The sequence below is a fragment of the Caulobacter sp. ErkDOM-C genome, assembly GCF_048541825.1.
GTDB lineage: Bacteria > Pseudomonadota > Alphaproteobacteria > Caulobacterales > Caulobacteraceae > Caulobacter.
The window spans coordinates 823,726-846,539 of sequence record NZ_CP183332.1; the positions used below are offsets into that span (position 1 = coordinate 823,726).

The window sequence follows — 22,814 nt, forward strand, 5'->3', positions numbered from 1 at the left end:
AGGAGCCCTGTCCAGTGACCGACACGCAGATTCCCCAAGCCCCCATGGACACGGGCGCGACCGTCGTCTGGTGCCAGAGCGCGCTGCTGGCCGACGGCTGGGCGCGAAGTGTCAGGCTGACCCTGTCGGAGGGCCGCATCGCCCGCATCGACCCTGACGTCCCCGCCGGCGACGCCATCCGCCTGGGCGCGGCCCTGCCGGGTCTGGCCAATGTTCACAGCCACGCCTTTCAGCGGGCCATGGCCGGCCTGGCCGAAGCGCGGGGCGACACCGGCGACAACTTCTGGACCTGGCGCGAGGTGATGTACCGCTTCCTCGGTCGCCTGGGTCCGGACCAGGTTCAGACCATCGCCGCCATGGGCCAGATCGAGATGCTGGAGGGTGGTTTCACCCGCGTGGGCGAGTTTCACTATCTGCACCACGACCCGGCGGGCGGGTTCTATGACGACCCCGCCGAGATGGCCGTGCGCATCGCGGCGGCCGCCGACGAGACGGGCATCGGCCTGACCCTGCTGCCGGTGTTCTACGCCCATTCCAACTTCGGCGGCGCGCCGCCCAAGGATGGGCAGAAGCGCTTCATCCACGACGTCGACGGCTTCGCGCGGCTGGTCGAGCGTTGCCGCGAGATCGTGTCCGACGCGCCCGACGCGGTGGTCGGAATCGCGCCCCACAGCCTGCGCGCGGTGACGGCCGAGGAACTGGACGCCATCCTGCCCCTGGCCGGCGACGGCCCGATCCACATGCACGTCGCCGAGCAGACCAAGGAGGTCGACGACTGCCTGGCCGCCACCGGTCAGCGGCCCGTCCGCTGGCTGATGAACCACACGCCGGTCGACAAGCGCTGGTGCCTGATCCACGCCACCCACATCAACGCCATGGAGATCGAGCGCCTGGCCAAGAGCGGCGCGGTGGCGGGCCTGTGCCCGGTCACCGAGGCCAATCTGGGCGACGGCGTTTTCCCGACCCACGACTATCTGGCGGCCGGCGGGGCGTTCGGCCTGGGCACCGACTCCAACATCCTGATCGACGCGGCCGAGGAGGTGCGGGCCCTGGAATACGCCCAGCGCCTGACCCGCCGGGCGCGCAACGTGCTGGCCGGCGGACCCCGGCGTTCGACCGGCGGCGAGCTTTGGCGCGGCGCCTGCGCGGGCGGCGCCCAGGCCCTGGGCGCGGGGCGAGGCGGGCTGAAGCGCGGCGCGGCGGCCGACTTCATCACCCTGGACGCCGAGCATCCCGCCCTGATCGGACGCGAGGGCGACACCCTGATCGACAGCCTGGTCTTCGCCGGTCGCCACGGCGCCATCGACACCGTCTGGCGGCAGGGCCGGCAGGTGGTCGCGGGCGGTCGCCACCATGCCCGCGAGGCGGTGAGCGCGCGCTATCGCCAGACCCTGAAGGCCCTGCTGGCGTGAGCTCGGTCCCGCTGCACCAGCGCATTCGCGGCGATATCGAGGACCGCATCCGCTCGGGCGAATGGCCGCCGGGCCATCGCGTGCCGTTCGAGACCGAGCTGATGGCCCAGTACGGCTGCGCCCGGATGACGGTCAGCAAGGCGATGGCCGCCCTGGTCGAGGCCGGACTGATCGTGCGCCGCAAGCGGGCCGGCTCGTTCGTGGCCCGGCCCAGGGTGCATGCCCCGGTGCTCAACATTCCCGACATCCAGTCGGCCATCCTGTCGCGCGGCGAGACCTATGCCTTCCGCCTGCTGTCGAGCCGCACGCGCGGCGCCGAGCGGGGCAACGCCGACGAGCGCGAGTTGGCGGCGGGCGGCAAGTTGCTGGCGCTGGAAGGCGTCCACGACGCCGGCGGCCGGCCCTTCGCCCTGGAACGCCGCCTGATCAGCCTGAAGACCGCGCCGGGGGCCGCGACCGCCGACCTGTCAGCCACGCCGCCCGGCGCCTGGCTGCTGGAACACGTCGCCTGGACCGAAGCCGAGAGCCGGATCAGCGCGGTCAACGCCGACGCCGAGGTCGCCGCCCTGCTCGACCTGGACGAAGGCGCCGCCTGCCTGGTCGTCGACCGTCGCACCTGGCGCGCCGGCGAACACGTCACCCGCGTGCGGCAGGTGTTCCCCGGCGAGGCTTACGACCTGGTGGCGCGGTTCGGGCCGGGGACCTAGGCGCGGCGCCGGCGATGACTCGCCCCGGGTTCCGGATTTCCCGCGCAACGCCGCCCGATCACGCCAGCTTGAACTGCGGTGGCGGCAGGCTCAGTCGGGTGTCGGCCACGGCTTCGCCCCGGAAGAACCGGACCAGCAGGCCCTGCACGTCGGGATGGGCCTCGAAGACATTGTGGCCGGCGTTCTCGACGATCACCCGGGACTTTCGCCGGAACTGGGCGGCCACCTCGTCCTGCTCGGGCATCGGCGTGCGGCCGTCCAACGTCCCGGCGACCAGCAGGGCGGGATGGTCGATGCGGAGCGGCGCCCGGAAGCCTTCGCCCAGGTCCACGCCCGGCACCGCGCCCAGTAGCTGCGGCATGGGGAAGTTCAGCGCCGCGCCCAGGACGGCGGTCTTGGCCTCGCGTCGCACCAGGGCCAGCCGTTCCGGCGAGATCCCCGAGGCCAGATCCGTGGTCTCCGGCATGCCGGCAATGCCGAGAAGACCGGCGAATTCGTTCGCGAAGGGCGTCAGCACTTCGGTTTGACCGGCGTCGAGCGCCAGATAGAGTCCCGGCAGCATGACCAAGGTCTGCGGATTGGCGATCAGCCCGCCCGTCATGAGCTGAATGGCAAAGCCGCCAATCCGCAAGTCGACCGGCGCGCCGTTCAGCGTGGCGGTCAGGCTGACGGGCGCCGCTTCCAGCTTGGCATGCACCCGTCGCATCAGGGCCGGCAGGTCGGGGATCGCCGCGCGGACGGCGGGGTCGGCGGCCAGCAGGCCATCCACCTGGCGCAGAAGTGCGTCGATCGCCGCCGGCCGCTTCACCGTCTGGTCCTGGCCCTCCAGGCTGGCCAGGGCCACGCGGCTCACACGGTCGCCGTGCCGCTTGAGCATGCTCAGCGCCAGGTGCGTGCCATAGCTGATGCCCCAGAGGGCGACCTTTTCCGCGCCCAGGTGGCGTCGCAGGTCGTCGATGTCGTCGGCGTTCTGTTCGGTGTTGTAGCCCGTCATGGCCACGCCGGCCTTGGTCCAGTCGGCCCAGGCCTCCTGGAAGTCCTGGCGGAAATAGGCGCTTAGCCCGGCTTCCGTGAACACCGGCGGCGGGCGCGTCGAGGCCGGCCGCTCCGGGATGGCGTTGGACAGGCCCGTGCCCCGCTGGTCGAAGGCGATGACGTCGGCGACCTCACGCAGGGCCATAAAGATCGGAAAGCGCGGTCCGCCCGCCGCTCGCGTCGCCGTGCCACCCGGTCCGCCGGCCAGGTAGATGATCGGCGGCCCCGGCTTGGCCGCTGTGGAGGCAAACCGGACATAGCTCAGCCGGATCTTCCGCGAGCCGGGATCGCGACGATCTTCGGGGACTTCGAAGAAGCCCCGCTCGGCGTCTTTGTCCGTGCCCCGCCAGCCCTTGAAGCGGATGGGGCCGGCCTGCGTCGCAGATGTCGCCGGAGCAGAGGTCTGGGCAAACGCCAGCGTCGGAAGGGCGAGGCCGGCGGCGGCGAGCAGGGCGCGGCGATGGAGCGATGTTTGGGTCATGCCGATAGCTGAGCCGTCCGCAGCGCCGTCCGCCACGCCGCTTCGGTCAATGGCGCCGTCTCTTCGGCGAATGGCGGAGCATGTCGGCCAGCGGCGCCCTAAGATTGGGGCCATGTGGCGAATCCTGATCCTCACCATCCTGCTGACCAGTCTCGCGACCCTGGCCCGCGCCCAGGATACAGAATGGCAGGCCTGCCACGGCGCGCTCGGTCCGAGCGGTCCCGTGCTCAGCGACTGCCGCCCGATCCAGGATTTTGTCGATCCCCAGGGGCGGGAACTCTGGGTCCGCTCCACGATCGATGCCCCGAACCTGGCCTCGGGCGACACCCGGCCGCGCGCCCTCTATCTGGCGGGTGTCGCCTCGTCCGAGGCCTGGTTGAACGGCCAGCGCCTGGGCGCAAACGGCCGTCCCGGCGCCACGGCGCGGGACGAGGTCCCGGGGCGCTACCAGGCGATCTTCCCCATCCGCGAGACCACCTGGCGGACCGGGGAGAATGTTCTGGTGCTGCACCTGTCGTCCTTCCATGGCGGCCTGCGGTTCGCCCGCCCGATGAGCGCCATGGGTGTCTGGTCCTATCCGTTTCCGCAGCGCACCGCACTGCTGGCCGTCACCTTCGTGGCGGCAGGGACTCTGCTGGCGGCGGCGTTCGGCTTCGGCGTCATTCACGCCCTGCGTCGCACGGGGTCCAGTCTCACGCTGGCCGCCATGGCCGGGGTCGCGGCCGTGCAGGCCATCGTCGAGAGTCTGCGGCCGTTGTTTGACTACCCCTATCCGCTGCATGCCTGGCGGATGAGCGCGATCTGGCTGCTGGCGGCGGCCTTTGCGGTGATGCTGGTGAGCTATGTCTCCAGCCGGTTCCTGCCCAAGGGGCGCGCCCTGCTGATCGGTCTGGCCCTGGGTGTGGTCGGCGCCACGGCCTTGTTGCCCGGCTTCGATATCAAGACGGTCTGGGCGCTGATCCTGGGGGTGGCGCTGGCCGCCCTGCCAGCCGCCGCGGGCGTCCACCAGCGCGTCGCCGGCGCGCGGCTGACCCTGGCCTATCTGGCGCTGTTCCTCGCCCTGGCCCTCGGGTTCCCCGAATGGCTGGCCGACCTCTCCTTCTTCCTGCTCGCCGCCGGCCTGGTGCTGCCCTTGCTGGTGGTCGAACTGGTGCGGCTGGGCCGGGACGACCGGGGCCGGGAAGCCGCCCTGACTCGCGCCGCCAGCCGCCCCGACCGCCTGACCGTGGCCTCGGCGCGCGGCGTCGAGCTGGCGCCGATCGCGGAGATCCTGGCCGTGGTGGGGGCCGACGACTATGTCGAGCTGCGGATGGTCGGCGGCCGCAGCCTGCTGCACGCCGCTCGCCTCGACGGGCTGTCGACCCAGTTGCCGGGCAACTTCCTGCGCATCCACCGCTCGGTGATCGCCAACCTGGCCCACGTGCAGCGCCTGGAGCGCGACGGCGACCGCTGGCGGCTGCACCTGAGCGAGGGCGCCCCTCTGCCCGTCAGCCGTTCGCGCCAGCCAGCCCTGCGCGAGGCGCTGGACGTTCCTCCTCCCGTGGGGACGGTGTCGACGTAGCCCGCGACGCCTCATCGGCGGCCCCGATGGATCGCCGCCGTCGGCGATCGGCAGTCCGTGAAGCCCTCGGCGCTGAGCCCGCAGGGACGGCAGCTCACAGGCGCAGCAATACCCGGCCTTGCTTCCCCCGCGTCGCGAAACGGTCGAAGGCGGCGTCGGCGTCGGCGAGGTTGAAGACGCTGTCGATCACGGGGCAAAGCGCGCGAGCCTCCGCCAGCTCCACGAGGCGGGCCAGGGCCGTCGGATTGGTCTTCAGCATCATCAGATAGCCCGCGCGGCGCGACGACAGGGCGGCCCACGCGAAGCCCGCCGCGTCGGCCGTGGGATTGCTGGACAGGTACATGCCACGCCGTGCGAGGAACGGCTTGGCGGCGCGGAACGAGGCGGTGGCGGCGGCGTCGATCACGAGATCGAAGGCGTCGCCGGCCTGGAACGGCGGGCAGGTCTCGTATGCGCGAACCTGTCGGGCGCCTTGGTCCATCACGAACGCGGCGTTGCTGGCCGAGGCCACGGCGGTGACGTCGGCTTGGCGATGGACCGCAAGCTGGACAGCATAGGCGCCGAAACCGCCGGCCGCGCCGATCACCAGAACCTTCTGTCCGGCGCCGACGGGACAGATGCGTTCCAGCGCCTCGATGGCGGTCAGGCCCATGACGCAGAGGGCGGCGGCAGCCTCGTCGCTCAGCGTGTCGGGGATCGCGATCATGGCGCTCTCGTCCACCGCAGCAAACTGGGCATGGGTGCGCGGCCCATCGAGGACCGGCGCATAGCCCATGACCCGCTGCCCGGCGCGAATGCGGCGACCATCGCTGCAGGCGACGCCGGCAAATTCGAAACCGGTGAGCACCGGTCCGCTTCGGCGGAACTGTTTGACCTGGCGCGCCCAGCCACCGTCGCGCACCTGAACGTCCATCTCGTTGACGCCACAGACCTTCATTTGGACCAGGATCTGGCGTGGCCCCGGCGCCGGTTCAGGGACGTCGACAAGGCGCGAGGGCCGCCGCGCGACATCGACGGCCAAAGCTCGCATCAGGCGACCTCCTCGATCCGGACCCCGAAGGCGCGGAGCCGGGCCACGGCCTTGGCCGGATCAATCACGGCTTCAGGGAAGGTGAGGCCGGCGGGCGGGGGCGGGGCGCCGTCCAGTCCCAGCACACGCTCGGCGCCGATCAGGACACCCACGGCGGTGAGGTGAGCTTGTCCCGCGGGGTCGGTGACCAAGGTGCGGCGGGTCATCGCCGCGCCCCTCGCGTCGCGACCGGCAAGGTCGATATAGAGGTCGTGCGAGGCAGGTCCGCCGGCGGCGGATCCGATGGAGGTTCCGGCCCCCAGATCGAAGCGGACATCGCGCGCGCCGGTGCGCGCCGCCAGGGCCGGGGTGTCCAGCACGCCCATGGGCATGGCGTCGAACGCCGGGTGGCCGTCGCGCTCGACCGACCGGCCGGCTTCGGCGGCGTTGACGTTCCGCCAATGACCCTCCTCGCGGATCAGCGCCTGTCCCACAAAACCACCGGAATCGCTGGCCGTCATCGGGCCGATGGGGTCGGCATAATCGTAAAGGGCCGCCATCTCGACCCGGTCGACCTCGGCGAACGCTTGCGCGGCGGCCAGGGCGGTCAGGGTCATTACGCCCGCCTGCCAGTGGCCGAGCATCAGGGCGGGCCGCCTGGCGAGCGAGGCCGCGACCACGGCGCTCGTCGCCATGTTGCCCACGGTGCGGACAATGCCGATGTGGCCGGCGCCCGAGGTCAGCGCGGCGGCGAGAAGGGTGTCGTCCGGATCCTGCAGGGCGGCGATGACCAGGTCTATGGGGCCGACGGCCGCGAGGGCTTGGCCGGGGTCGGCTACGTCCAGTCGAACCGTGCGGGCGTCCAGCCTTTGCGCCAGATCGGCGCCGGTCTCGGGACGGCGTCCAGCCAGGACCAGGTCCACGTCATGGCCGGCTTGCCGCAGCAGCGTGGCGATGGTCCCGCCCACGAGGCCCCAGCCCCCGGCGATGAGAATTCGGGCGCTCACAGGGCCACCGCCATGCGGTACTCGCTGGGAAAGCCGTGTTCGCGCGATAGCTCGGGCGATCGGACCTCGCAGATCTCCTCGAGCCCCATGGCCCGGTAGAAGCTTACCGCCGGATTGTCGGCCAGGACGTCGAGCTGCAGTTCCCGGTAGTTGGCGGCGCGCGCGCGATCCATCGCCGCCTGGAGCAGCGCCTTGCCGACGCCCTGGCTGCGATGTTGCGGCAGGGTCGACAGGGCGTGCAGGTAATAGACATCGTCCGGAATGGCAGCGTTGAGATAGCTGGCCTTGCGAGCGCGGACGGTCAGGCCGAGCAAGGCGTCGTAAGAGACCTCACCGCGTTCGACGAGACCGGGTGCGAGCAAGGCCAGGTTCGCCTTGAAACCCGCGAAGTTGGGACCCGCAAACCCCAGCTCAATGCCCAGAAGGTCGCCGTTGGCGGTCGCGGCCGTGACGCAGTCGGCGCAGAACAGGGTGCCGGGGGCAGCCCATGAAGCCGCGACCAGACGCTCCAGAAGGCCTTCGCGCTCGAACTGGTAGTCGTAGCTGACGGAGCCGGTGGCGCGGATAAGGCTCGGAATCATCGGGGCGAACTGCCGCGCCTGATCCGGGCTCAAGGGCCCCAGTTGCATGGACGCTGCCGTCATGGTCATCTCTCCACATCTATACGATCAGTAACTTACGAATAGTAAGTTACTGATCGTAGGTCTTGTGTCAAGGAGTGCGACCGTGTCCAGCAAACGGCTGCCGCGCGACGAGCGGCGGCGACAGCTTCTGGAAACCGCCGCCGCCATCGTGCGCGCCGAGGGGACCGACGCCTTGACCCTGGCGCGCGTGGCCGAGCAGGCGGGCGTGACCAAGCCGGTCGCCTACGAGCACTTCGAGACGCGGGCAGGGCTGCTGGTCGCGCTCTATCGGCATTTTGACGCGCGCCAAACCGAGGCGGCGCGCGCAGCGCTCGAGAGCCGCGCGCACACGCTGGACGATGCGGTGGCGATCCTGGCGGCGACCTATGTCGACTGCGCGCTGGACGCGGGCAAGGAGTACGGCGCGATCGCGGCGGCGCTTTCGGCCACCGAGGAAATGGACGACTTCCGGCACGCCCTCAGGGAAGACTATGTCGAACTCTATCGCGAGGCGCTGAGCCGTTTCACCGCGATTCCGGGGCGGGAAGGGAAGGCGGTGATGCTGGGCCTGATCGGCGCAGCCGACGCACTGGCGCAAGCGGCCGCCGCATCGCGCATGAGCCGCAAGGACGCCATACGGGCCTTGACCCGGATCATGCTGGGAGCGTTGAGGGCCTGAGGTTGGCGCGGGCCGAGCCGCGCTAGGTCGAGTCCAACCCCGGACGAGAACGGCCTTCCGCCCAATCCGCTGGCCGGGTGTCTCAAGTTTCAGAGGACGTAGGCAGCAAGGGCGCGCTTGCAAACAGCTAGGTGTTCCGGAGTGATCAAACCGCTGCGCGAATTGAACCCGGCGTTCGAGCCGAGCGTCTGGCTAGGCCCGTAAGAACGTTTGCGCGCCCATGATCCACGTCTCATCGACGTGGTCGCAACACCTCGGAGGTCATCCGTGGTGCTCACGGCAACCGAGGGGACCCCCCTCGATTGCCGCAGCAAGACCCTTAGGCCTTGGGCAGGAGCACGGCGTTGATCACGTGGATGACGCCATTGGTGCAGGCGATATCCGCAGTCACAACCTTGGCGCCATCGACGGTCACGCCATCGGTGCCGTCGACGTGCACGGTTGCGCCGCCGGCGGTTGCCGCATCCATCACCTTACCCGTGACGTCCGCAGCCATCACCTGGCCGGGCAGGACGTGGAGCAGCAGGATCGCCGTCAGCTTGTCCTTGTTCTCGGGCTTGACGAGCTCTTCGACCGTGCCGGCCGGCAGCGCAGCAAACGCCTCATCGGACGGGGCGAAGACCGTGAACGGGCCGGCGCTCTTCAGCGTATCGACCAGACCGGCGGCTGTGACCGCGGCGACCAGCGTCGTGAAGGCGCCCGCAGCCACGGCGGTATCGACGATATCATGCGTCACATCAGTCATGTTTTGTTCCTTTGGAACGATCGGCATTGGGGAGGAGGAAGCGGTCTTGATAGACACGACGCGCGCCACAGATCGGGGGTAGAGACGCGCGTTCATTAAAGCGGCGCGAGCTGGTCGCCACCACGAGAGGCGTGTCCCACAGACCCCCGCGGCAGGACATACGGGCTTTGGGCCATCTGGTATTCGCTGCAATCCGCCACCAGGATCAGACGTCATGCGGAGGGGGCGAACCATCGCTCCCAGCAGGCAAACCGGCCATCGCCAGATGCGACGGGAGACGGTGTTGGCCGTTTCGTCACCCTGACCCGTCATCGCCAAGGAGAGATTGTCGTGAAGATCAAGGACAGGCCGGAATTTCGAAGCAAGGCCGCAGTACTGACGTTCGGACCCGGTGTGCTGGTCGCCGAAGCCGTCTCCGTCATGAGCGAGCGCAATTACGGGGCCGCTGTTGTCGTCGGGCCCGACCGCAAACCGCTCGGCATCGTCACGGAACGCGATTTCATGCGCCGTCTGCTCAACAAGCGGATGAACCCTGACGAGACGACCCTCGCCCAGATCATGACGACGGATCTGAAGATGGCCAGGGCCGACGATGACCTTCTCGACTGGCTCCGCATTATGTCGAACGAGAGATTTCGCCACTTGCCGGTCGTCGACGATGAGGGCGTGATCATCAGTATGATGAGCCAGGGCGACTTCGTGAGCTATACTTGGCCAGAACTAATGGGTCGACTGACAGAACAGGCCCGGGCCACGTTCAATGTCAGTCCCTCTCTGGTGATGATTATCGCTTGCGTCGCCATCTTCGCGGCTTGGTCCGTGACGATCTTTGCGCAACTTCGCTGATTGACGGAGACGATTGGATCAAGACAGGCCTGCCACCCGTGAGGTGGCAGGCCTGTCTTGCTCAGCGCTTGGCCGCAGCACGCACCCTTCGCTCCAGCCAATGCGACAACAGCAGGTGTGGGGCGGCGACGGCGGCGAGCAACTGAAAGGCTTGCGACGTCAAGTTCGCGTCGACCCTGAACGGGAACAGCACCTGCAGCGCCAGCCACCCCACGATTGTGGCGCCTGAAAGCAAACCGCCTGTCGCGATCCAGCGCGACCGCGACATGTCGCGCAATATCTCACGCGCCTTATCAAGGTGCAGTGGCGAATGCAGGAAAACAAAAAACAGGGCGAAGCCAATCACGGGCGGGGCGATCGCGAGCACGACGAGGCAGAGCGTCATCGCTGTCGCCCACGTCCGGGACCCAACTCGCCAGGCCACCGCGATGCCGACGGCGGTGACAAGCAATGTCACGGGCGCGGCTGCGGAAATGATGCGGACCAATAACGTCGCTCGGTCATCGCTCATCGCGACAAACAGGGCCGCCACCTCCGCCGGATGGCTGATGGTCGGCACGGTGATCACCGCCGCTCCTGCTGCGATGCGCAGCAGCGGGGCTTCAAGCATTTGCCAATCCTCGCCGAAATGCACAGCCGAGATCGACAGGAACAGGACCAGCGCCACCAGGGGCAGCGTCATCCACAGCAGCGCCATGGCGACAGCGATCGCGACGTAGCCGCCGATCACGAGCACCAGCACGCCCCGCCCCGGCGCGATGGCTCTGCGCAGCAGGGCAATATCGTAGGCGCCGTGTGGCAGGCCGCCGCCGAGAAACAGGGCCGTGGCGGCCGTAACCGCCATCGACTGTCCCAGCGGAGCGCCCAGCATTGTGGCCAGCAGCAGTGCGACTGCGACTGGCCAGAATACCGGAAGCACCCGGTTGCAACGTCCCAAGGGCGCGTCACAACCGGGTGCAGTTGGGGCTAACCCAATCCCTTTCATGGGATTAGGCGGCGTAGGCCTTGCCGCCATTGGTGTCGGACTCCGACTTCCGGACCGCGATCAGGAAGATAAGGATGCCGATGCCAGCCTTGGCGATCAGGTCAGCGATCGTGTAGCCGACCTGAATGGTCGTCTCGACGGCGCCGCCGGTCAGGCCCATGAACGGCGCGAAGAAGACGACCGGATAGAAGCCCCATGACGCAACCGTCACCAGGCTTGCCGTCCGGATCAGACCTTGCGCGGCGGGCGGCTGATCCTTGATCGACTTACCCAGGCCGACGAACAGCTGGAAGACGATGTAGAGGAACGGCACCATGGACAGCGAGCCCCACAGAGCGCGTGTCGGCAGATCGGTGGCGATTTCGCCGGGATAGCCCAGCACGATCATCAGCGCTGCCGCAAGCCCGAGGGAGACCGACTTCGAGGTCGTTTCCGCCCGTGACAAGCGCATCACCAGGATCAGTTCGATCAGCAGCAGGGGAACCGTCAGCAGCCAGTCGACATAACGATAGGCATCGTTGAAGGCGACGCCCGTCGCCGTCACTACGCCGTCCTTGAAAGTGTAGGCGTCATGCCAGCTCTCGAAGATGCGGAAATAGTGGTAGGCCGCGATGGCGGTGACGACGCCCGAGATTGTCAGGGCCGTACGATAGGCAGATGCGACTTGCGATCGGCTCAGCCACAAGAAAATCGTGGTGGCCGCCATCGCCGCGAACGTAAATGAGAACGCGTTATAGATAAGTTCGTATTGGAAAGGTGTAACCGTATCCATGTAAGTCTCCGTCGCAATTAGGCGCAGCGCGTTTGCGCTGGACAGGGTTTTGTCGGGAGAACGCACGATCGCAGTGACAGGATCCTCGGGCCCCCGAAGTGTCATCACAGCGGCAGGACAAGGCCGGGGAGATTACCTAACCGAGCACCCCGTGGCCGAGGACGCGCAGCCGAACTGCTATGGCGACGTTGTCTGGTTAGGCCGCGGCAGGGTTTCCGGCGATACGGACTTTCTGCCGTATCGCAACCCCTGACTGTCTAGAGGCCGGCCTCGACGGCGAGGCGGATCAGGTCGGCTGTCGTATGCAGCCCCAGCCGGTTCATCAATATGGCGCGGTGCATCTTGACGGTCTTCTCGGCCAGATCCAGGTGAGCCGCGATCTGCTTGTTCAACAGCCCGTTAGCGACCAGCTTCAGCACCTGACCTTGCCGCGGTGACAGCGACTTCACCATTTCCGCCGCCCGGATCCGGCGCATGCTCGAAGGCGCCGCCGCTTCGGCATCGATTTCGACCTGAGAGCCGAGGAAATACAGCAATGCGTCTTCCTCGTCGTAGATCGGCGCGACAAGGACGGCGTTGCGAAAGGGTTGGCCATTGCGCTTGTAGTTCAGGATCTCGACGAGCACGGGACGATGTTCGCGCACCCCGCGACGGATTTCCTCGGTCAGCCACGGCTCTGTAGCCGGTCCCGACAGGAAACGGCAGTTGCGCCCCACCACCTCCTCGGGCGGATAGCCTGTGAGCTCGCAAAAGGCTTCGTTGCAGGCGATGATCGGATTGTCGGGCAATCGCGGATCGCTGATCACCGAAGGGATCGGGCTGTCCGTCACCAGCCGCATATGACGGCCGTCAGCGATACAGACATTGGCGTCTATCGCCATATCAGTGCCTGTTCTGTTCATCCGGGAGACCATGCCAGATGCAGAACGCTCTTACACCCGTTTTGATGCCACGCCAAAATCTTGGCCTTGTCGCTTCCGTCCGAGCGTCGTTGTCATGCGCCAAGCATGCCGCGCTACGAAAAAAGTCAATAGAATTAGATCGTTAAAGGCTATCATGCGTTGCATGAAGATGTCTGGGGGAACTTTTGTTCTCGTGATCTTGCCCCAACCTTGGACCAGGTCGGGCCAGGATTTTTCGCCGGTCATGCACCGGGCGGGCTCGATGGCCCCGCGCCGTTCATCAGCGCGATCAGACACGTGTCGCCGATCGCGCTGTGGGGACGCATTTTGGTCCTTGCGCCGACTGCCAGCGGCGCGATGAAGGCCCGCATGAAGTCCTCGGATGAACAGCGACTGACCCCGTAGGCCACCCAAGATCGGAGCGGCCCTGTCGACTTCCTTTTCACGGGACTTTGGCCAGCTTCATGAAGCGACCGGAACAACCCGAGAACCCGGGGTTGGCCGTCCTGGTGGTTGGAGGCGGGATCGAACCGCCGACCTGTGGGTTATGAATCCACCGCTCTAACCATCTGAGCTACCCAACCGCACCAGGACGGGAGCGGGGCTTATAGGCGAGAAGCGCGCAGGATTTCAAGCGACCCCGTTCAGGCCACAATCGACGCCGCCGTCGCCCCCAGCGCCGCGACCAGATCGGCGGGCGCAAGACGGATCTGCAGGCCGCGCTGGCCGCCGTTCACGAACACATAGGGCTGGGCCAGGGCGGCTTCTTCGACCGCCGTCGGCAGGCGCTTCTTCTGGCCGAAGGGGCTGACGCCGCCGACCTTGTAGCCGGTAATCCGCTCGGCGTCGGGCACGGGCATCATCGCCGCCGACTTGCCGCCCAAGGCCGCAGCCAGCTTCTTCATGCTGACCTCTTGGTCGGAGGGCAGCACCACGCAGGCCGGCTTGCCGTCGAGCAGCACGACCAGGGTCTTGAGGACCTGGGCCGGATCTTCACCCATGGCATCGGCCGCCTGGAGACCGACACGTTCCGACCCCGGATCGTAATCATAGGTCCGCAGTTCAAAGACGATTCCGGTCTTGGCCAGGGCGATTGTGGCGGGCGTCGATCTGGACATGGCGTGGAGGCTACCCCAAGTGTCAGCCGGTGTAGAGCCGGGCGCATGCTGTTCGGGGTCCAACCGGAGTCGTGATCGCCATGCAGGCCCTTGATCGCCGCCAGATGCTCGCCGCAGGGGCAGGGGTTGGTCTTTCGGCCTTGCTGCCGGCCTGGGCGCGGGCCGGGACCGGCAAGGCGCCCGAGGTGTTGAGCGGCGAGGATATTCGCCTGACCATCGGCCATGCGCCGATCACCATCGACGGCAAGACGGGCCACGCCATGGCCGTCAATGGAACCGTGCCAGGACCGCTGATCCGCCTGAAGGAAGGCCAGAACGTCCGGCTGTCGGTGACCAACGCCCTGGATGAAGATACCTCGATCCACTGGCATGGCCTGCTGTTGCCGTTCCAGATGGACGGCGTGCCGGGCGTCAGCTTTCCGGGGATCCGGCCAGGCGAGACCTTCGTCTATGAGTTCAAGGTCCGGCAGGCCGGGACCTACTGGTACCACAGCCATTCGGGTCTGCAGGAGCAGATGGGCGTCTATGGGCCCATCGTCATCGATCCCGCTACGCCCGAACCCGCGCCCTATGACCGCGCGCATGTGGTTGTGCTGTCCGACTACAGCTTCCTGCATCCGCACCAGATCATGCGCAAGCTGAAGGCCCATGCCGGCTATTTCAACGACCAGAAACAGACGGTGGCCGGGCTGCTGGCCGGCCGCGACCAGTCGCTGAAGGACCGCGTCGAATGGTCGAAGATGCGGATGGATCCGACCGACGTTCTCGATGTCACGGCCTCGACCTATCGCTATCTGATCAACGGCCAAGGGGGCGGCGACAACTGGACGGGCCTGTTTTCGCCCGCCGAGCGGGTGCGGCTGCGCTTCATCAATGCCGGCGGCATGACGATCTTCAATGTCCGCATTCCGGGCCTTTCGATGAGCGTGGTTCAGGCCGACGGCCAGAATGTGCGGCCGGTCAGCGTCGAGGAGTTCCAGATCGCGCCGGCTGAAACCTACGACGTGATCGTCCAGCCCACCGAGGCCCGCGCCTTCACGCTGGTGGCCGAGGCGTCTGATCGCTCGGGCATGACGCGCGGGACCCTGGCCCCGCGGCCGGGCCTGAGTGCGCCGGTCCCGCCGCTGCGCCAGCGGCCGCTGGCGACCATGAAGGATATGGGCATGGACATGTCCGCCCACGCCGGCCACGACATGTCGGGGATGAGCATGGACATGCGCGACGGCGCCAATGCGCCGGGCGTAAAGCTCAGCCCCGGTGTCCAGACCATTTCGCCGATGCCGATGGATCGCCTGGGCGAGCCGCCGCAGGGTCTGGAAGACGTCGGCCACAGGGTGCTGGTCTATACCGACCTTGTTTCGCTGGACCCCAATCCCGATCCGCGCCCGCCCGGCCGTACGGTCGAGATTCACCTGACGGGCAATATGGAGCGCTTCATGTGGGCCTTTGACGGCGAGGCCTTTGGTCCGCTGAAGAAGCCCATCGCCTTCCAGCGCGACGAGCGGGTGCGGGTGCTGCTGGTCAATGACTCGATGATGGCCCACCCGATCCACTTGCACGGCCATTTCTTCGAGGTGGTGAACGGCCATGAGGGGCGCCAGCCGCGCAAGCACACGGTCAATGTCGCGCCCGGCGGCAAGGTGGCCTTCGACCTGACCGCCGACGAGCCCGGCGACTGGGCCTTTCACTGCCACATGCTGATGCACATGCATGCGGGGATGTTCAACGTCGTCACCGTGCGGCCGCTCGACGGAGCCCCGGCATGAGCGCGGCGCTTCTGATGGCCCTGGCCCTGATGCAACACGAGCATCACCAGATGACGCCGCCACCTGCGCCGTTGCAGCGGGCCGCGCCGGCCGATCCGCACGCTGGCCACGACATGTCAAAGATGGCCGATCCTCATGCGGGCCACGACATGTCGACCATGGTCCCCCCGGCCGTCGCCGCCATGGCGCCGCCGTCGCCGACCGACTACGCCGCCGAGCGCTTCTTTGACCCCGCTCTGATGGCCTCGGCCCGGGCGGTGCTGCGCCAGGAGCATGGCGGGGGACGCTACTGGATGGTCCTGGCCGACCAGGCCGAGCGCCGCACTAGCCAGGGCCCAGACGCCACGGCCTTCGAGGGCGAGGGCTGGTTTGGCGACGACTTCGGCAAGTGGGCGGTCAAGGCGCGCGGCGAGCATGTCGACGGCCACGGCTGGGAGAGCGCCGAGCTGCAGGCCCTGCGCGCCCGGCCGATCGGTCCCTATTTCGATCTCGAGGCCGGTTTGCGGGTGGATGTCGAACCCCGGGGCCGCACCTACGCCACCCTGGGCGTCGAGGGCGTCGCGCCCTACTGGATCGAGACCCGGGCGGCGGCCTTCCTGTCGGATCGCGGCGATCTGTCGGCTCGCATCGAGGCCTCGCACGACCTGCGCCTGACCACGCGCCTGATCCTGCAGTCGAAGGTCGAGACCAGCCTTGCCGAGAGCGGGAGCGACGCCGAGCTGGGCCTGCGCCTGCGCTATGAGATCCGCCGTGAGTTCGCGCCCTATGCCGGCGTGCTGCGCCATCGCACCTTCGGCGACGCCGCTGATCTGGCCCGCGCGGCCGGCGAGCAGACGGGTCAGACCAGCGTGGTGTTCGGCGTCAGAGCCTGGTTCTAGCGTTTTGTGAGCTCCTTGCCGCAACGGCATGGCTTTACCTGCGCGTAAAGACGCCCCAACATCTGTTTGACCTGATCGGAAGCGGTGGATTCACACGCCGCGCGACGGGCCAAAGGGAGATCAGGGCGTATGTCAGCCATCGACTTTGACCGCATGCCAACCCTGGGCGACGTCGCCCGCTATCATGCGGAGGCCCGGCCCGACGCCGTGGCCCTGAGCTTCGAGGGGCGCGACACCACCTTTGCCGGCTTTGACCGCAAGACCAACCAGGTCGCCAACGCCCTGCTGGCCGCCGGCCTGAAGACCGGCGACCGGGTCGCCTATGTCGGCAAGAACAGCGACCTCTATTTCGAGCTGCTGTTCGGCGCGGCCAAGGCCGGCGTGGTCACCGCGCCCATCGGCTGGCGACTGGCCCCGCCGGAGGTCGCCTATATCGTCGGCGACAGCGACGCCAAGCTGGTTTTCGTCGGCCCCGAACTGGTCGACCAGATCGAGAGCGTCGCCGCCGAACTGACCTGGCGACCCGAGGTGGTGGTCATGGAGCCGGTGGCGGGCGACGCTCACCGCACGTTCGAGGCCTGGCGCGACGCCCAGCCCGACACCGATCCCAAGGTCGCCATCAAGACCTCCGACATCGCCATCCAGCTCTACACGTCGGGCACCACGGGCCGTCCCAAGGGCGCGATGCTGACCCATGACAACCTGCTGTCCATGCGCAAACTGGCCGCCGAGAACCCGTTGGCCTGGAACCAGTGGGGGCCCGAGGATGTCAGCCTGGTGGCTATGCCTGTGTCCCATATCGGCGGCACCGGCTGGGGCCTGGTGGGCCTGTTGAACGGCGCCAAGGGCGTGGTGGCGCGCGAGTTCGATCCGTTCAAGGTGCTGGACTATATCGAGCACGACCGGATCTCGAAGATGTTCATGGTGCCGGCCGCCCTGCAGATCGTGGTGCGCCAGCCCCGGGCCCGCGAGGTCGACTATTCGCGCCTGTCCCACATCCTGTACGGCGCCGCGCCCATCCCGCTGGACCTGCTGCGCGAGTGCATGGAGGTGTTCGGCTGCGGCTTCGTTCAGCAGTACGGCATGACCGAGACCACCGGCACGGTGGTCTATCTGCCGCCCGAGGACCACGACCCGGCCGGCAATGCGCGCATGCGCTCGGCGGGCCTGCCGATGCCGGGGGTCGAGCTGAAGGTCATGGACGAGGCCGGCGCCAGCCTGCCGCCCAACACCGTGGGCGAGGTGGCCGTGCGCTCCAGCGCCAACATGGCCGGCTACTGGAAGCTGGACCAGGCCACCGCCGCCACCATCGACACCGACGGCTGGCTGCGCACCGGCGACGCCGGCTATCTGGACGAGGACGGCTATCTGTTCATCCACGACCGGGTGAAGGACATGATCATCTCGGGCGGCGAGAACATCTATCCGGCCGAGGTCGAGAGCGCCGTCTATGGCCACCCGCACGTGGCCGAGGTGGCGGTGATCGGCGTGCCCGATGATAAGTGGGGCGAGGCGGTCAAGGCGGTGGTGGCCCTCAAGCCCGGCGCGCCGCGCGATCCCGATAGCATCATCGCCTTTGCCCGCACGCGGATCGCGGCCTTCAAAGCGCCCAAGACCATCGACTTCATCGACGTCCTGCCGCGCAATCCGTCGGGCAAGATCCTGCGCCGCGAACTGCGGGCCCCTTACTGGGAGGGGCGGACGCGGCAGGTGAACTAGGCGGCTGACTCAGCAGGCCCCCTCCTGACCGCTGCGCGGTCGTCCTCCCCCGGAGGGGGAAGACGCACTCATCTTCCCCCTCCGGGGGAGGAGCGCCGAAGGCGCGGAGGGGGCAAGTCGCGCCGGTCTACTCGATAAACGCCTCGACCAGCTCCCGCGTCCCGACCAGGAACGCATCCGCCACCAGGGCCAGCGGCCGCACGTCGGCTTCCGACTTGCCCGCCCGGATCAGCTCGCCGAACCGCCCATACAGCCCCGGATACTCAGCGTCGGCGGCCTGGACCACCGGCTGGCCGTCGATCTCGATGACGGCCCCGCCGCTGGACAGCTTCAGCGTCCCCTCGTCGGCGACGACCGTGATGTCCCAGGTCTGGGGACCGGTCTGCAGGAAGTCGAAATCGGCGGTGATCCTGACGCCCTCGATGTCGGTCATGGCCAGGTGCGCCGCGACCGGCGACTGGACGTTTTCCGGAACCTGAAGCCGCGCGTCGGTGACGAACACTTCGCGGGGCATGATCTCGGTCAGGATCGACAGGGCGTTGATGCCCGGATCAAAGACGCCCAGGCCGCCGGCTTCCCAGATCCAGGTCTGGCCGGGGTGCCAGCGGCGCACGTCCTCGCGCCACTGGATGTCGACGCTGCGGATCGTGCGGGCGGCCAGCCACGCCTTGGCGGCCGGAACCCCGGCGGCGAAGCGGGAGTGCCAGCTGGCGAACAGGGTCACGCCCTGCTCGGCGGCCAGGGCAGAGAGGTCGCCGACCTCGCCCACGGTCGCGCCGGGCGGTTTTTCCAGGAACACGTGCTTGCCGGCCCGCAGGGCCGTCAGCGCCGTCTCGCGCCGCACCTGGGGCGGGGTGCACAGGGCGACGGCGTCCAGCGCGATCCCGCTCTGAAGCATCTCCTCCAGCGACTCGAAGGCGGGGACGCCCACGTCCGGCCGGCTGCGGCTGGCCACGGCGACCAGTTGCAGGCCCGGATCAGCCGCTATGGCGGGGATGTGCTGATCCCGCGCGATCTTGCCGACCCCGACGATCCCGACCCTGATGATGCTCACGCCGCAGCTCCCTGAACTCTCCGCCGATTTATTATCGTACAAATGGGGCGCGCCAAGCGATTTCATGACGGCGCACCGCCACCATCCTCGCCGTTCATCAGGGCGATAGCCACGGCGAGCGCAACGGGCCGGTTGGCGCCGGCGTCAGACCTGATGTCGGGAAGGGGAGCCGGCCGAGGATACAAGAGCATCCCCGGCCAGCGGGTACCGACGGTGGGGACCTATCGATGACCAAGTTGTGCTTGGGGTCGGCGCTCAGGGCAAGGCCATGGCTAATATGTCGCAGGGGGCGTCCTGAGGGCCCCGGCGATCGTCTCGCCGTGAGATTCGAGGATGGCTCCCTTCGGCGCGAAGGCGCGCGCCCAAGTCCTCTCCCTGAAGTGGGAGGCGGCCGGAGGCCGGTGGGGGAAGAGCGCAATGAGTCAGCAGCACTTCCCCCTCCGTCGGCCCGAAGGGGCCGACACCTCCCCCGTCAGGGGGAGGACTTTAGGGGATCGACCGCGCTGTATCCCCGTTCTTTCCCGAACAAACCCCAGCCAGATCAACCGCTTGAAAAATAGTCGATCGCGCCCGTCAGACGCGCCGAAACCTCCTGCATAATCACATCTGTCCCCGTCGCAGGGGGAGGGCGCCTGGTACCGGCCCAAAGCGGCGACGGGGATGGAGCTGAGCGGGGCCGCGACGCCCTGGAAGGCGGGTCGAGGTGTGCGGGCTGTCTCAGAAGGACGGACCAAACGCCGAGTGGCTCGTCGGCCGGGTGAACGCGGGTCGAAGAGGGCGAGGGATCGTAAACCCGCCTATCGCGCATCGTCGGGGGTCGAGACGGTTAGCCGATTGACCTTGGTGCGCGCCCGTACGGGGGCTCTTGGGTATCAGAGCTGAAAGACGCTCGCTTGGCCCGATCCTCACGCAAGAACAGCTTCTGCGAAGCGGACAGGTCGAGCCGAAACGCAAAACACACATCACGGTCATCCGGGGTCGCCCCGGCCGCTTCGCGCCTCCCCACCTAACTCAGCGAGTGATTGCGTGAGGCTGAGAAGCCGTGTCCGCCGGATAGCTGCTCCCCCTCTGGGGGAGCTGTCGCGGAGCGACTGAGGGGGCTAGCTGGACGCTGGCTGCGTTGCCCCCTCCGACCCTACGGGCCACCTCCCCCGGAGGGGGAGGAGCGCGTACCGTGGAAGGGGCCAGTGGCGCAGCCTATTTCGCCAAAGGCGAGACCGGCAGGGCCTGGGCCTTGAGCGACACGGTCGAGGTCAGCGACTGGGCGCGCGAGGAGGCCCCGACCGAGACCGCATAGTCGCCCGCCGCGATCGACCAGCCGTTGGCCTTGCCGTCCCAGGTCGACAGCAGGCGCGGGTCGACCGTCACGGTCACCGAGGTGCTGGCGCCGGGCGCGAGCTCGACCTTCTTGAAGCCGCCCAGGCGCTGGGGCGCTTCCCAAGACGCCCCATTGGCGCCGGCCTTGGGCGCGACATAGACTTGCGGCACGTCCTTGCCGGTCCGCGCGCCGACATTGCTGACGTCGAAGCTGACGGTCAGAACGCCGTTGGCGTCAGACGCCTTGAGGTTCGAATAGGCGAACTGCGTGTAGGACAGGCCATAGCCGAACGGGAACAGCGGCTCGTGCTTCTTGAGGTCGAACCACTTGTAGCCGACCGCCGCGCCTTCGATCCTGTAGTCGACGTCGAACAGGACGTCGGGCGTCTTGGGATCGCCGTCCAGCTTGGGACGGGGCAGTTGGGTGACGTCCTTGGGGAAGGTCACGGGCAGGCGGCCCGAGGCGTCGACCTCGCCGGTCAGCACGCGGGCGATGGCCTCACCGCCATTGGTGCCGGGGAACCAGGCCTGCAGCACGGCGCCGACCTCGTTCAGCCAGGGCATGACCACGGGGCCGCCGGTCTCCAGCACAACCACCGTCCTGGCATTGGCCTTGGCGACGGCGGCGATGGTGGCGTCCTGGTTGTTGGGCAGGTTCAGGGTCCAGACGTCCTCGGACTCGGTGGTCCACTGGTCGGCAAAGACGATGGCCAGGTCGCTGGCGGCGGCCAGCTTGGCGGCGACGGCCGGATCCTTGCCGTCGGCGAAGGTGACCTTGGCGTTCGGGAAGCGGGCCTGCAGCGCCTTCAGCGGCGAGGAGGGGTAATAGATCACCGGACCGGGCCAGGTGGCGGGCAGCAGACCCTGCACGGCGCGACCGCCGGCCGGATAGACCTGCGAAGACCCGCCGCCCGACAGCACCCCGACATCGGCATGGGCGCCGATCACGGCGATGGTTTTCGCGGTCTTGGCCAGGGGCAGAAGACCACCCTGGTTCTTCAGCAGGACCATGCCTTCCTCGGCGTCGGCCTGGCTGACCTTGCCGTTGGCCGTCAGATCGATGGGCGCGATCTTGACCGGATGATCGACCGCGCCGCTGGCGAACAGGGCGCGGGTGATGCGGCGGGCCATGTCGTCCAGACGCGCGCCGCTGACGGCGCCGCTGGCCAGGTCGGCCTTGAGCACCGAGCCCAGGAAGTTCTGCTTGTCGAACGCATCGCCGGCCGACTGCTGGTCGAGGCCCGCATTGACCGCCTTGGCGCCGGAATGCACCGCGCCCCAGTCGCTCATCACATAACCCTTGAAGCCCCAGTCCTTCTTCAGGACCGTGTTGAGCAGCCAGTCGCTCTCGCAGGCATAGACGCTGTTGACGCGATTGTAGGCGCACATCACCGACTGCGGGTCGGACTGCTCGATGGCGAACTGGAAGGCCAGCAGGTCCGACATCCGGGCCGAGGTCTCGTCGATATTGGCGCTGAGGATGAAGCGGCCGGTCTCCTGATTGTTCAGGGCGTAGTGCTTGATCGTCGAGACGATGTTGTTGGACTGGATGCCCTTGATCTGGGCGGCCACCATCGTGCCGGCCAGCAGCGGATCCTCGCCGCCATATTCGAAGTTGCGGCCGTTGCGGGGCTCGCGAACCAGATTGACGCCGCCGGCCAGCATGACATTGAAGCCGGAATTGCGGGCCTCGGACCCGATCATCGCGCCGCCCTTGAAGGCCAGGTCGGGGTTCCAGGTGGCGGTAGTGGCCATACCCGAGGGCAGGGCGGTGCGTTCGCGGAATTCCTTGGCGCTGCCCTGGGTGGCGACGCCGATGCCGGCGTCGGTTTCCCACTGTTCGGGGATACCCAGGCGCGGGATGCCCTTCACATAACCGGCCGAGCCGGGCAGGGAGGCTTCGATGCGCGTGTACTTGGGCTTCATGTCGGCGCCGAAATAGCCGAACACCAGGGTCAGCTTTTCGTCCTGGGTCATGGCCTTGACGACCAGGTCGGCGCGGGCGTCGGGATCAAGCTTGGAGTTCAGCCAGGGCTGGGCGGCGGTGCTCGCCGGCGTCGCCACCTGAGCCTGGGCGTTCAGCGCGGTCGCGGACGCGCTGATCATCAGCGCCAGGGCCAGGCCCTGGAATGTCTGCCGGTTCATGTTTCCTCCGTACTCATCTGTCTGGGCCGCCGGCCGTTATCGGCTCGGCGGCG

19 protein-coding genes and 1 tRNA gene are annotated in these 22,814 nt (G+C 67.8%); 8 read left to right on the top strand and 12 right to left on the bottom strand.

Annotated features, from left to right (window positions below; translation table 11 throughout):
• Positions 1 to 14 precede the first annotated feature (14 nt).
• The gene (locus ACN2C8_RS03930; protein ID WP_419254518.1) at positions 15 to 1,412 is read left to right on the top strand and encodes a formimidoylglutamate deiminase; all 1,398 of its coding nucleotides are present in this window, start codon (positions 15 to 17) and stop codon (positions 1,410 to 1,412) included.
• Entirely contained in the window at positions 1,409 to 2,119 is a 711-nt protein-coding gene (gene hutC, locus ACN2C8_RS03935; RefSeq protein WP_419254519.1) for a histidine utilization repressor, read from the top strand. The genes ACN2C8_RS03930 and hutC overlap by 4 nt, the downstream gene beginning before the upstream one ends.
• A 58-nt stretch (positions 2,120 to 2,177) precedes the next feature.
• Here the strand turns inward: hutC and ACN2C8_RS03940 are convergent, their stop codons facing one another.
• Positions 2,178 to 3,671, bottom strand: coding sequence for an alpha/beta hydrolase (locus ACN2C8_RS03940; protein WP_419254520.1), 1,494 nt, complete (start codon positions 3,669 to 3,671; stop codon positions 2,178 to 2,180).
• Positions 3,672 to 3,747: 76 nt separating this feature from the next.
• Between ACN2C8_RS03940 and ACN2C8_RS03945 the strand changes: the two genes are divergently transcribed.
• Positions 3,748 to 5,196, top strand: coding sequence for a LytTR family DNA-binding domain-containing protein (locus ACN2C8_RS03945; RefSeq protein WP_419254521.1), 1,449 nt, complete (start codon positions 3,748 to 3,750; stop codon positions 5,194 to 5,196).
• Positions 5,197 to 5,290: 94 nt separating this feature from the next.
• Here the strand turns inward: ACN2C8_RS03945 and ACN2C8_RS03950 are convergent, their stop codons facing one another.
• Genes ACN2C8_RS03950 through ACN2C8_RS03960 form a run of 3 tightly spaced genes read right to left on the bottom strand, consistent with a single transcriptional unit; the run spans position 5,291 to position 7,856 of the window.
• Complete coding sequence (locus tag ACN2C8_RS03950) at positions 5,291 to 6,226, bottom strand: NAD(P)-dependent alcohol dehydrogenase (RefSeq protein WP_419254522.1); 936 nt, start codon at positions 6,224 to 6,226, stop codon at positions 5,291 to 5,293.
• The gene (locus ACN2C8_RS03955; protein WP_419254523.1) at positions 6,226 to 7,212 is read right to left on the bottom strand and encodes a hypothetical protein; all 987 of its coding nucleotides are present in this window, start codon (positions 7,210 to 7,212) and stop codon (positions 6,226 to 6,228) included. The genes ACN2C8_RS03950 and ACN2C8_RS03955 overlap by 1 nt, the downstream gene beginning before the upstream one ends.
• The gene (locus ACN2C8_RS03960) at positions 7,209 to 7,856 is read right to left on the bottom strand and encodes a GNAT family N-acetyltransferase (protein WP_419254525.1); all 648 of its coding nucleotides are present in this window, start codon (positions 7,854 to 7,856) and stop codon (positions 7,209 to 7,211) included. The genes ACN2C8_RS03955 and ACN2C8_RS03960 overlap by 4 nt, the downstream gene beginning before the upstream one ends.
• A gap of 82 nt (positions 7,857 to 7,938) precedes the next feature.
• Here ACN2C8_RS03960 and ACN2C8_RS03965 point away from each other — a divergent pair, with 82 nt between their 5' ends.
• Positions 7,939 to 8,514: a TetR/AcrR family transcriptional regulator gene (locus ACN2C8_RS03965; RefSeq protein ID WP_419254526.1), complete on the top strand. Its 576-nt coding sequence runs from the start codon at positions 7,939 to 7,941 to the stop codon at positions 8,512 to 8,514.
• Positions 8,515 to 8,833: 319 nt separating this feature from the next.
• Here ACN2C8_RS03965 and ACN2C8_RS03970 read toward each other — a convergent pair whose 3' ends face one another.
• Complete coding sequence (locus ACN2C8_RS03970) at positions 8,834 to 9,259, bottom strand: fasciclin domain-containing protein (protein WP_419254528.1); 426 nt, start codon at positions 9,257 to 9,259, stop codon at positions 8,834 to 8,836.
• A gap of 330 nt (positions 9,260 to 9,589) precedes the next feature.
• Here ACN2C8_RS03970 and ACN2C8_RS03975 point away from each other — a divergent pair, with 330 nt between their 5' ends.
• The gene (locus ACN2C8_RS03975; protein ID WP_419254530.1) at positions 9,590 to 10,105 is read left to right on the top strand and encodes a CBS domain-containing protein; all 516 of its coding nucleotides are present in this window, start codon (positions 9,590 to 9,592) and stop codon (positions 10,103 to 10,105) included.
• A 61-nt stretch (positions 10,106 to 10,166) separates the two neighbouring features.
• On the opposite strand, the gene ACN2C8_RS03980 is transcribed toward ACN2C8_RS03975, so the two are convergent.
• The 5 genes from ACN2C8_RS03980 to ybaK form a co-directional block, all read right to left on the bottom strand.
• Entirely contained in the window at positions 10,167 to 10,949 is a 783-nt protein-coding gene (locus ACN2C8_RS03980) for a Brp/Blh family beta-carotene 15,15'-dioxygenase (protein WP_419254531.1), read from the bottom strand.
• 145 nt (positions 10,950 to 11,094) lie between these two features.
• On the bottom strand, positions 11,095 to 11,928 hold the full coding sequence (locus ACN2C8_RS03985; protein WP_419254533.1) for a bacteriorhodopsin-like: 834 nt from the start codon (positions 11,926 to 11,928) through the stop codon (positions 11,095 to 11,097).
• A 191-nt stretch (positions 11,929 to 12,119) separates the two neighbouring features.
• Positions 12,120 to 12,776: a LuxR C-terminal-related transcriptional regulator gene (locus ACN2C8_RS03990; RefSeq protein ID WP_419254534.1), complete on the bottom strand. Its 657-nt coding sequence runs from the start codon at positions 12,774 to 12,776 to the stop codon at positions 12,120 to 12,122.
• Positions 12,777 to 13,271: 495 nt separating this feature from the next.
• A tRNA-Met gene (locus tag ACN2C8_RS03995) sits at positions 13,272 to 13,348 on the bottom strand.
• Between the two features lie 60 nt (positions 13,349 to 13,408).
• Entirely contained in the window at positions 13,409 to 13,882 is a 474-nt protein-coding gene (gene ybaK, locus ACN2C8_RS04000) for a Cys-tRNA(Pro) deacylase (RefSeq protein ID WP_419254535.1), read from the bottom strand.
• An 80-nt stretch (positions 13,883 to 13,962) separates the two neighbouring features.
• Between ybaK and ACN2C8_RS04005 the strand changes: the two genes are divergently transcribed.
• From ACN2C8_RS04005 to ACN2C8_RS04015, 3 genes are all read left to right on the top strand, one after another.
• Positions 13,963 to 15,648 carry a copper resistance system multicopper oxidase gene (locus tag ACN2C8_RS04005; protein WP_419254537.1) on the top strand — a complete coding sequence of 562 codons (1,686 nt, stop codon included), beginning with the start codon at positions 13,963 to 13,965 and terminating at the stop codon, positions 15,646 to 15,648.
• Positions 15,645 to 16,526, top strand: a complete 882-nt coding sequence (locus ACN2C8_RS04010; protein WP_419254539.1) for a copper resistance protein B — start codon at positions 15,645 to 15,647, stop codon at positions 16,524 to 16,526. The genes ACN2C8_RS04005 and ACN2C8_RS04010 overlap by 4 nt, the downstream gene beginning before the upstream one ends.
• Before the next feature lie 129 nt (positions 16,527 to 16,655).
• Complete coding sequence (locus tag ACN2C8_RS04015) at positions 16,656 to 18,245, top strand: fatty acid--CoA ligase (RefSeq protein ID WP_419254541.1); 1,590 nt, start codon at positions 16,656 to 16,658, stop codon at positions 18,243 to 18,245.
• 127 nt (positions 18,246 to 18,372) lie between these two features.
• Here the strand turns inward: ACN2C8_RS04015 and ACN2C8_RS04020 are convergent, their stop codons facing one another.
• Both ACN2C8_RS04020 and ACN2C8_RS04025 read right to left on the bottom strand, forming a co-directional pair.
• Entirely contained in the window at positions 18,373 to 19,293 is a 921-nt protein-coding gene (locus tag ACN2C8_RS04020) for a Gfo/Idh/MocA family protein (RefSeq protein ID WP_419255809.1), read from the bottom strand.
• 1,203 nt (positions 19,294 to 20,496) lie between these two features.
• Positions 20,497 to 22,761: a glycoside hydrolase family 3 C-terminal domain-containing protein gene (locus ACN2C8_RS04025; RefSeq protein ID WP_419254542.1), complete on the bottom strand. Its 2,265-nt coding sequence runs from the start codon at positions 22,759 to 22,761 to the stop codon at positions 20,497 to 20,499.
• Positions 22,762 to 22,814 lie beyond the last annotated feature (53 nt).

Coding starts and splice junctions, on each gene's coding strand:
- ybaK (WP_419254535.1), bottom strand. CDS start 13,882: ATGTCCAGATCGACGCCCGCCACAATCGCCCTGGCCAAGACCGGAATC.
- ACN2C8_RS04005 (WP_419254537.1), top strand. CDS start 13,963: ATGCAGGCCCTTGATCGCCGCCAGATGCTCGCCGCAGGGGCAGGGGTT.
- ACN2C8_RS03950 (WP_419254522.1), bottom strand. CDS start 6,226: ATGCGAGCTTTGGCCGTCGATGTCGCGCGGCGGCCCTCGCGCCTTGTC.
- ACN2C8_RS04015 (WP_419254541.1), top strand. CDS start 16,656: ATGTCAGCCATCGACTTTGACCGCATGCCAACCCTGGGCGACGTCGCC.
- ACN2C8_RS03960 (WP_419254525.1), bottom strand. CDS start 7,856: ATGACGGCAGCGTCCATGCAACTGGGGCCCTTGAGCCCGGATCAGGCG.
- ACN2C8_RS03980 (WP_419254531.1), bottom strand. CDS start 10,949: ATGGCGGTTACGGCCGCCACGGCCCTGTTTCTCGGCGGCGGCCTGCCA.
- ACN2C8_RS03990 (WP_419254534.1), bottom strand. CDS start 12,776: ATGGTCTCCCGGATGAACAGAACAGGCACTGATATGGCGATAGACGCC.
- ACN2C8_RS04010 (WP_419254539.1), top strand. CDS start 15,645: ATGAGCGCGGCGCTTCTGATGGCCCTGGCCCTGATGCAACACGAGCAT.
- ACN2C8_RS03970 (WP_419254528.1), bottom strand. CDS start 9,259: ATGACTGATGTGACGCATGATATCGTCGATACCGCCGTGGCTGCGGGC.
- ACN2C8_RS03945 (WP_419254521.1), top strand. CDS start 3,748: ATGTGGCGAATCCTGATCCTCACCATCCTGCTGACCAGTCTCGCGACC.
- ACN2C8_RS04025 (WP_419254542.1), bottom strand. CDS start 22,761: ATGAACCGGCAGACATTCCAGGGCCTGGCCCTGGCGCTGATGATCAGC.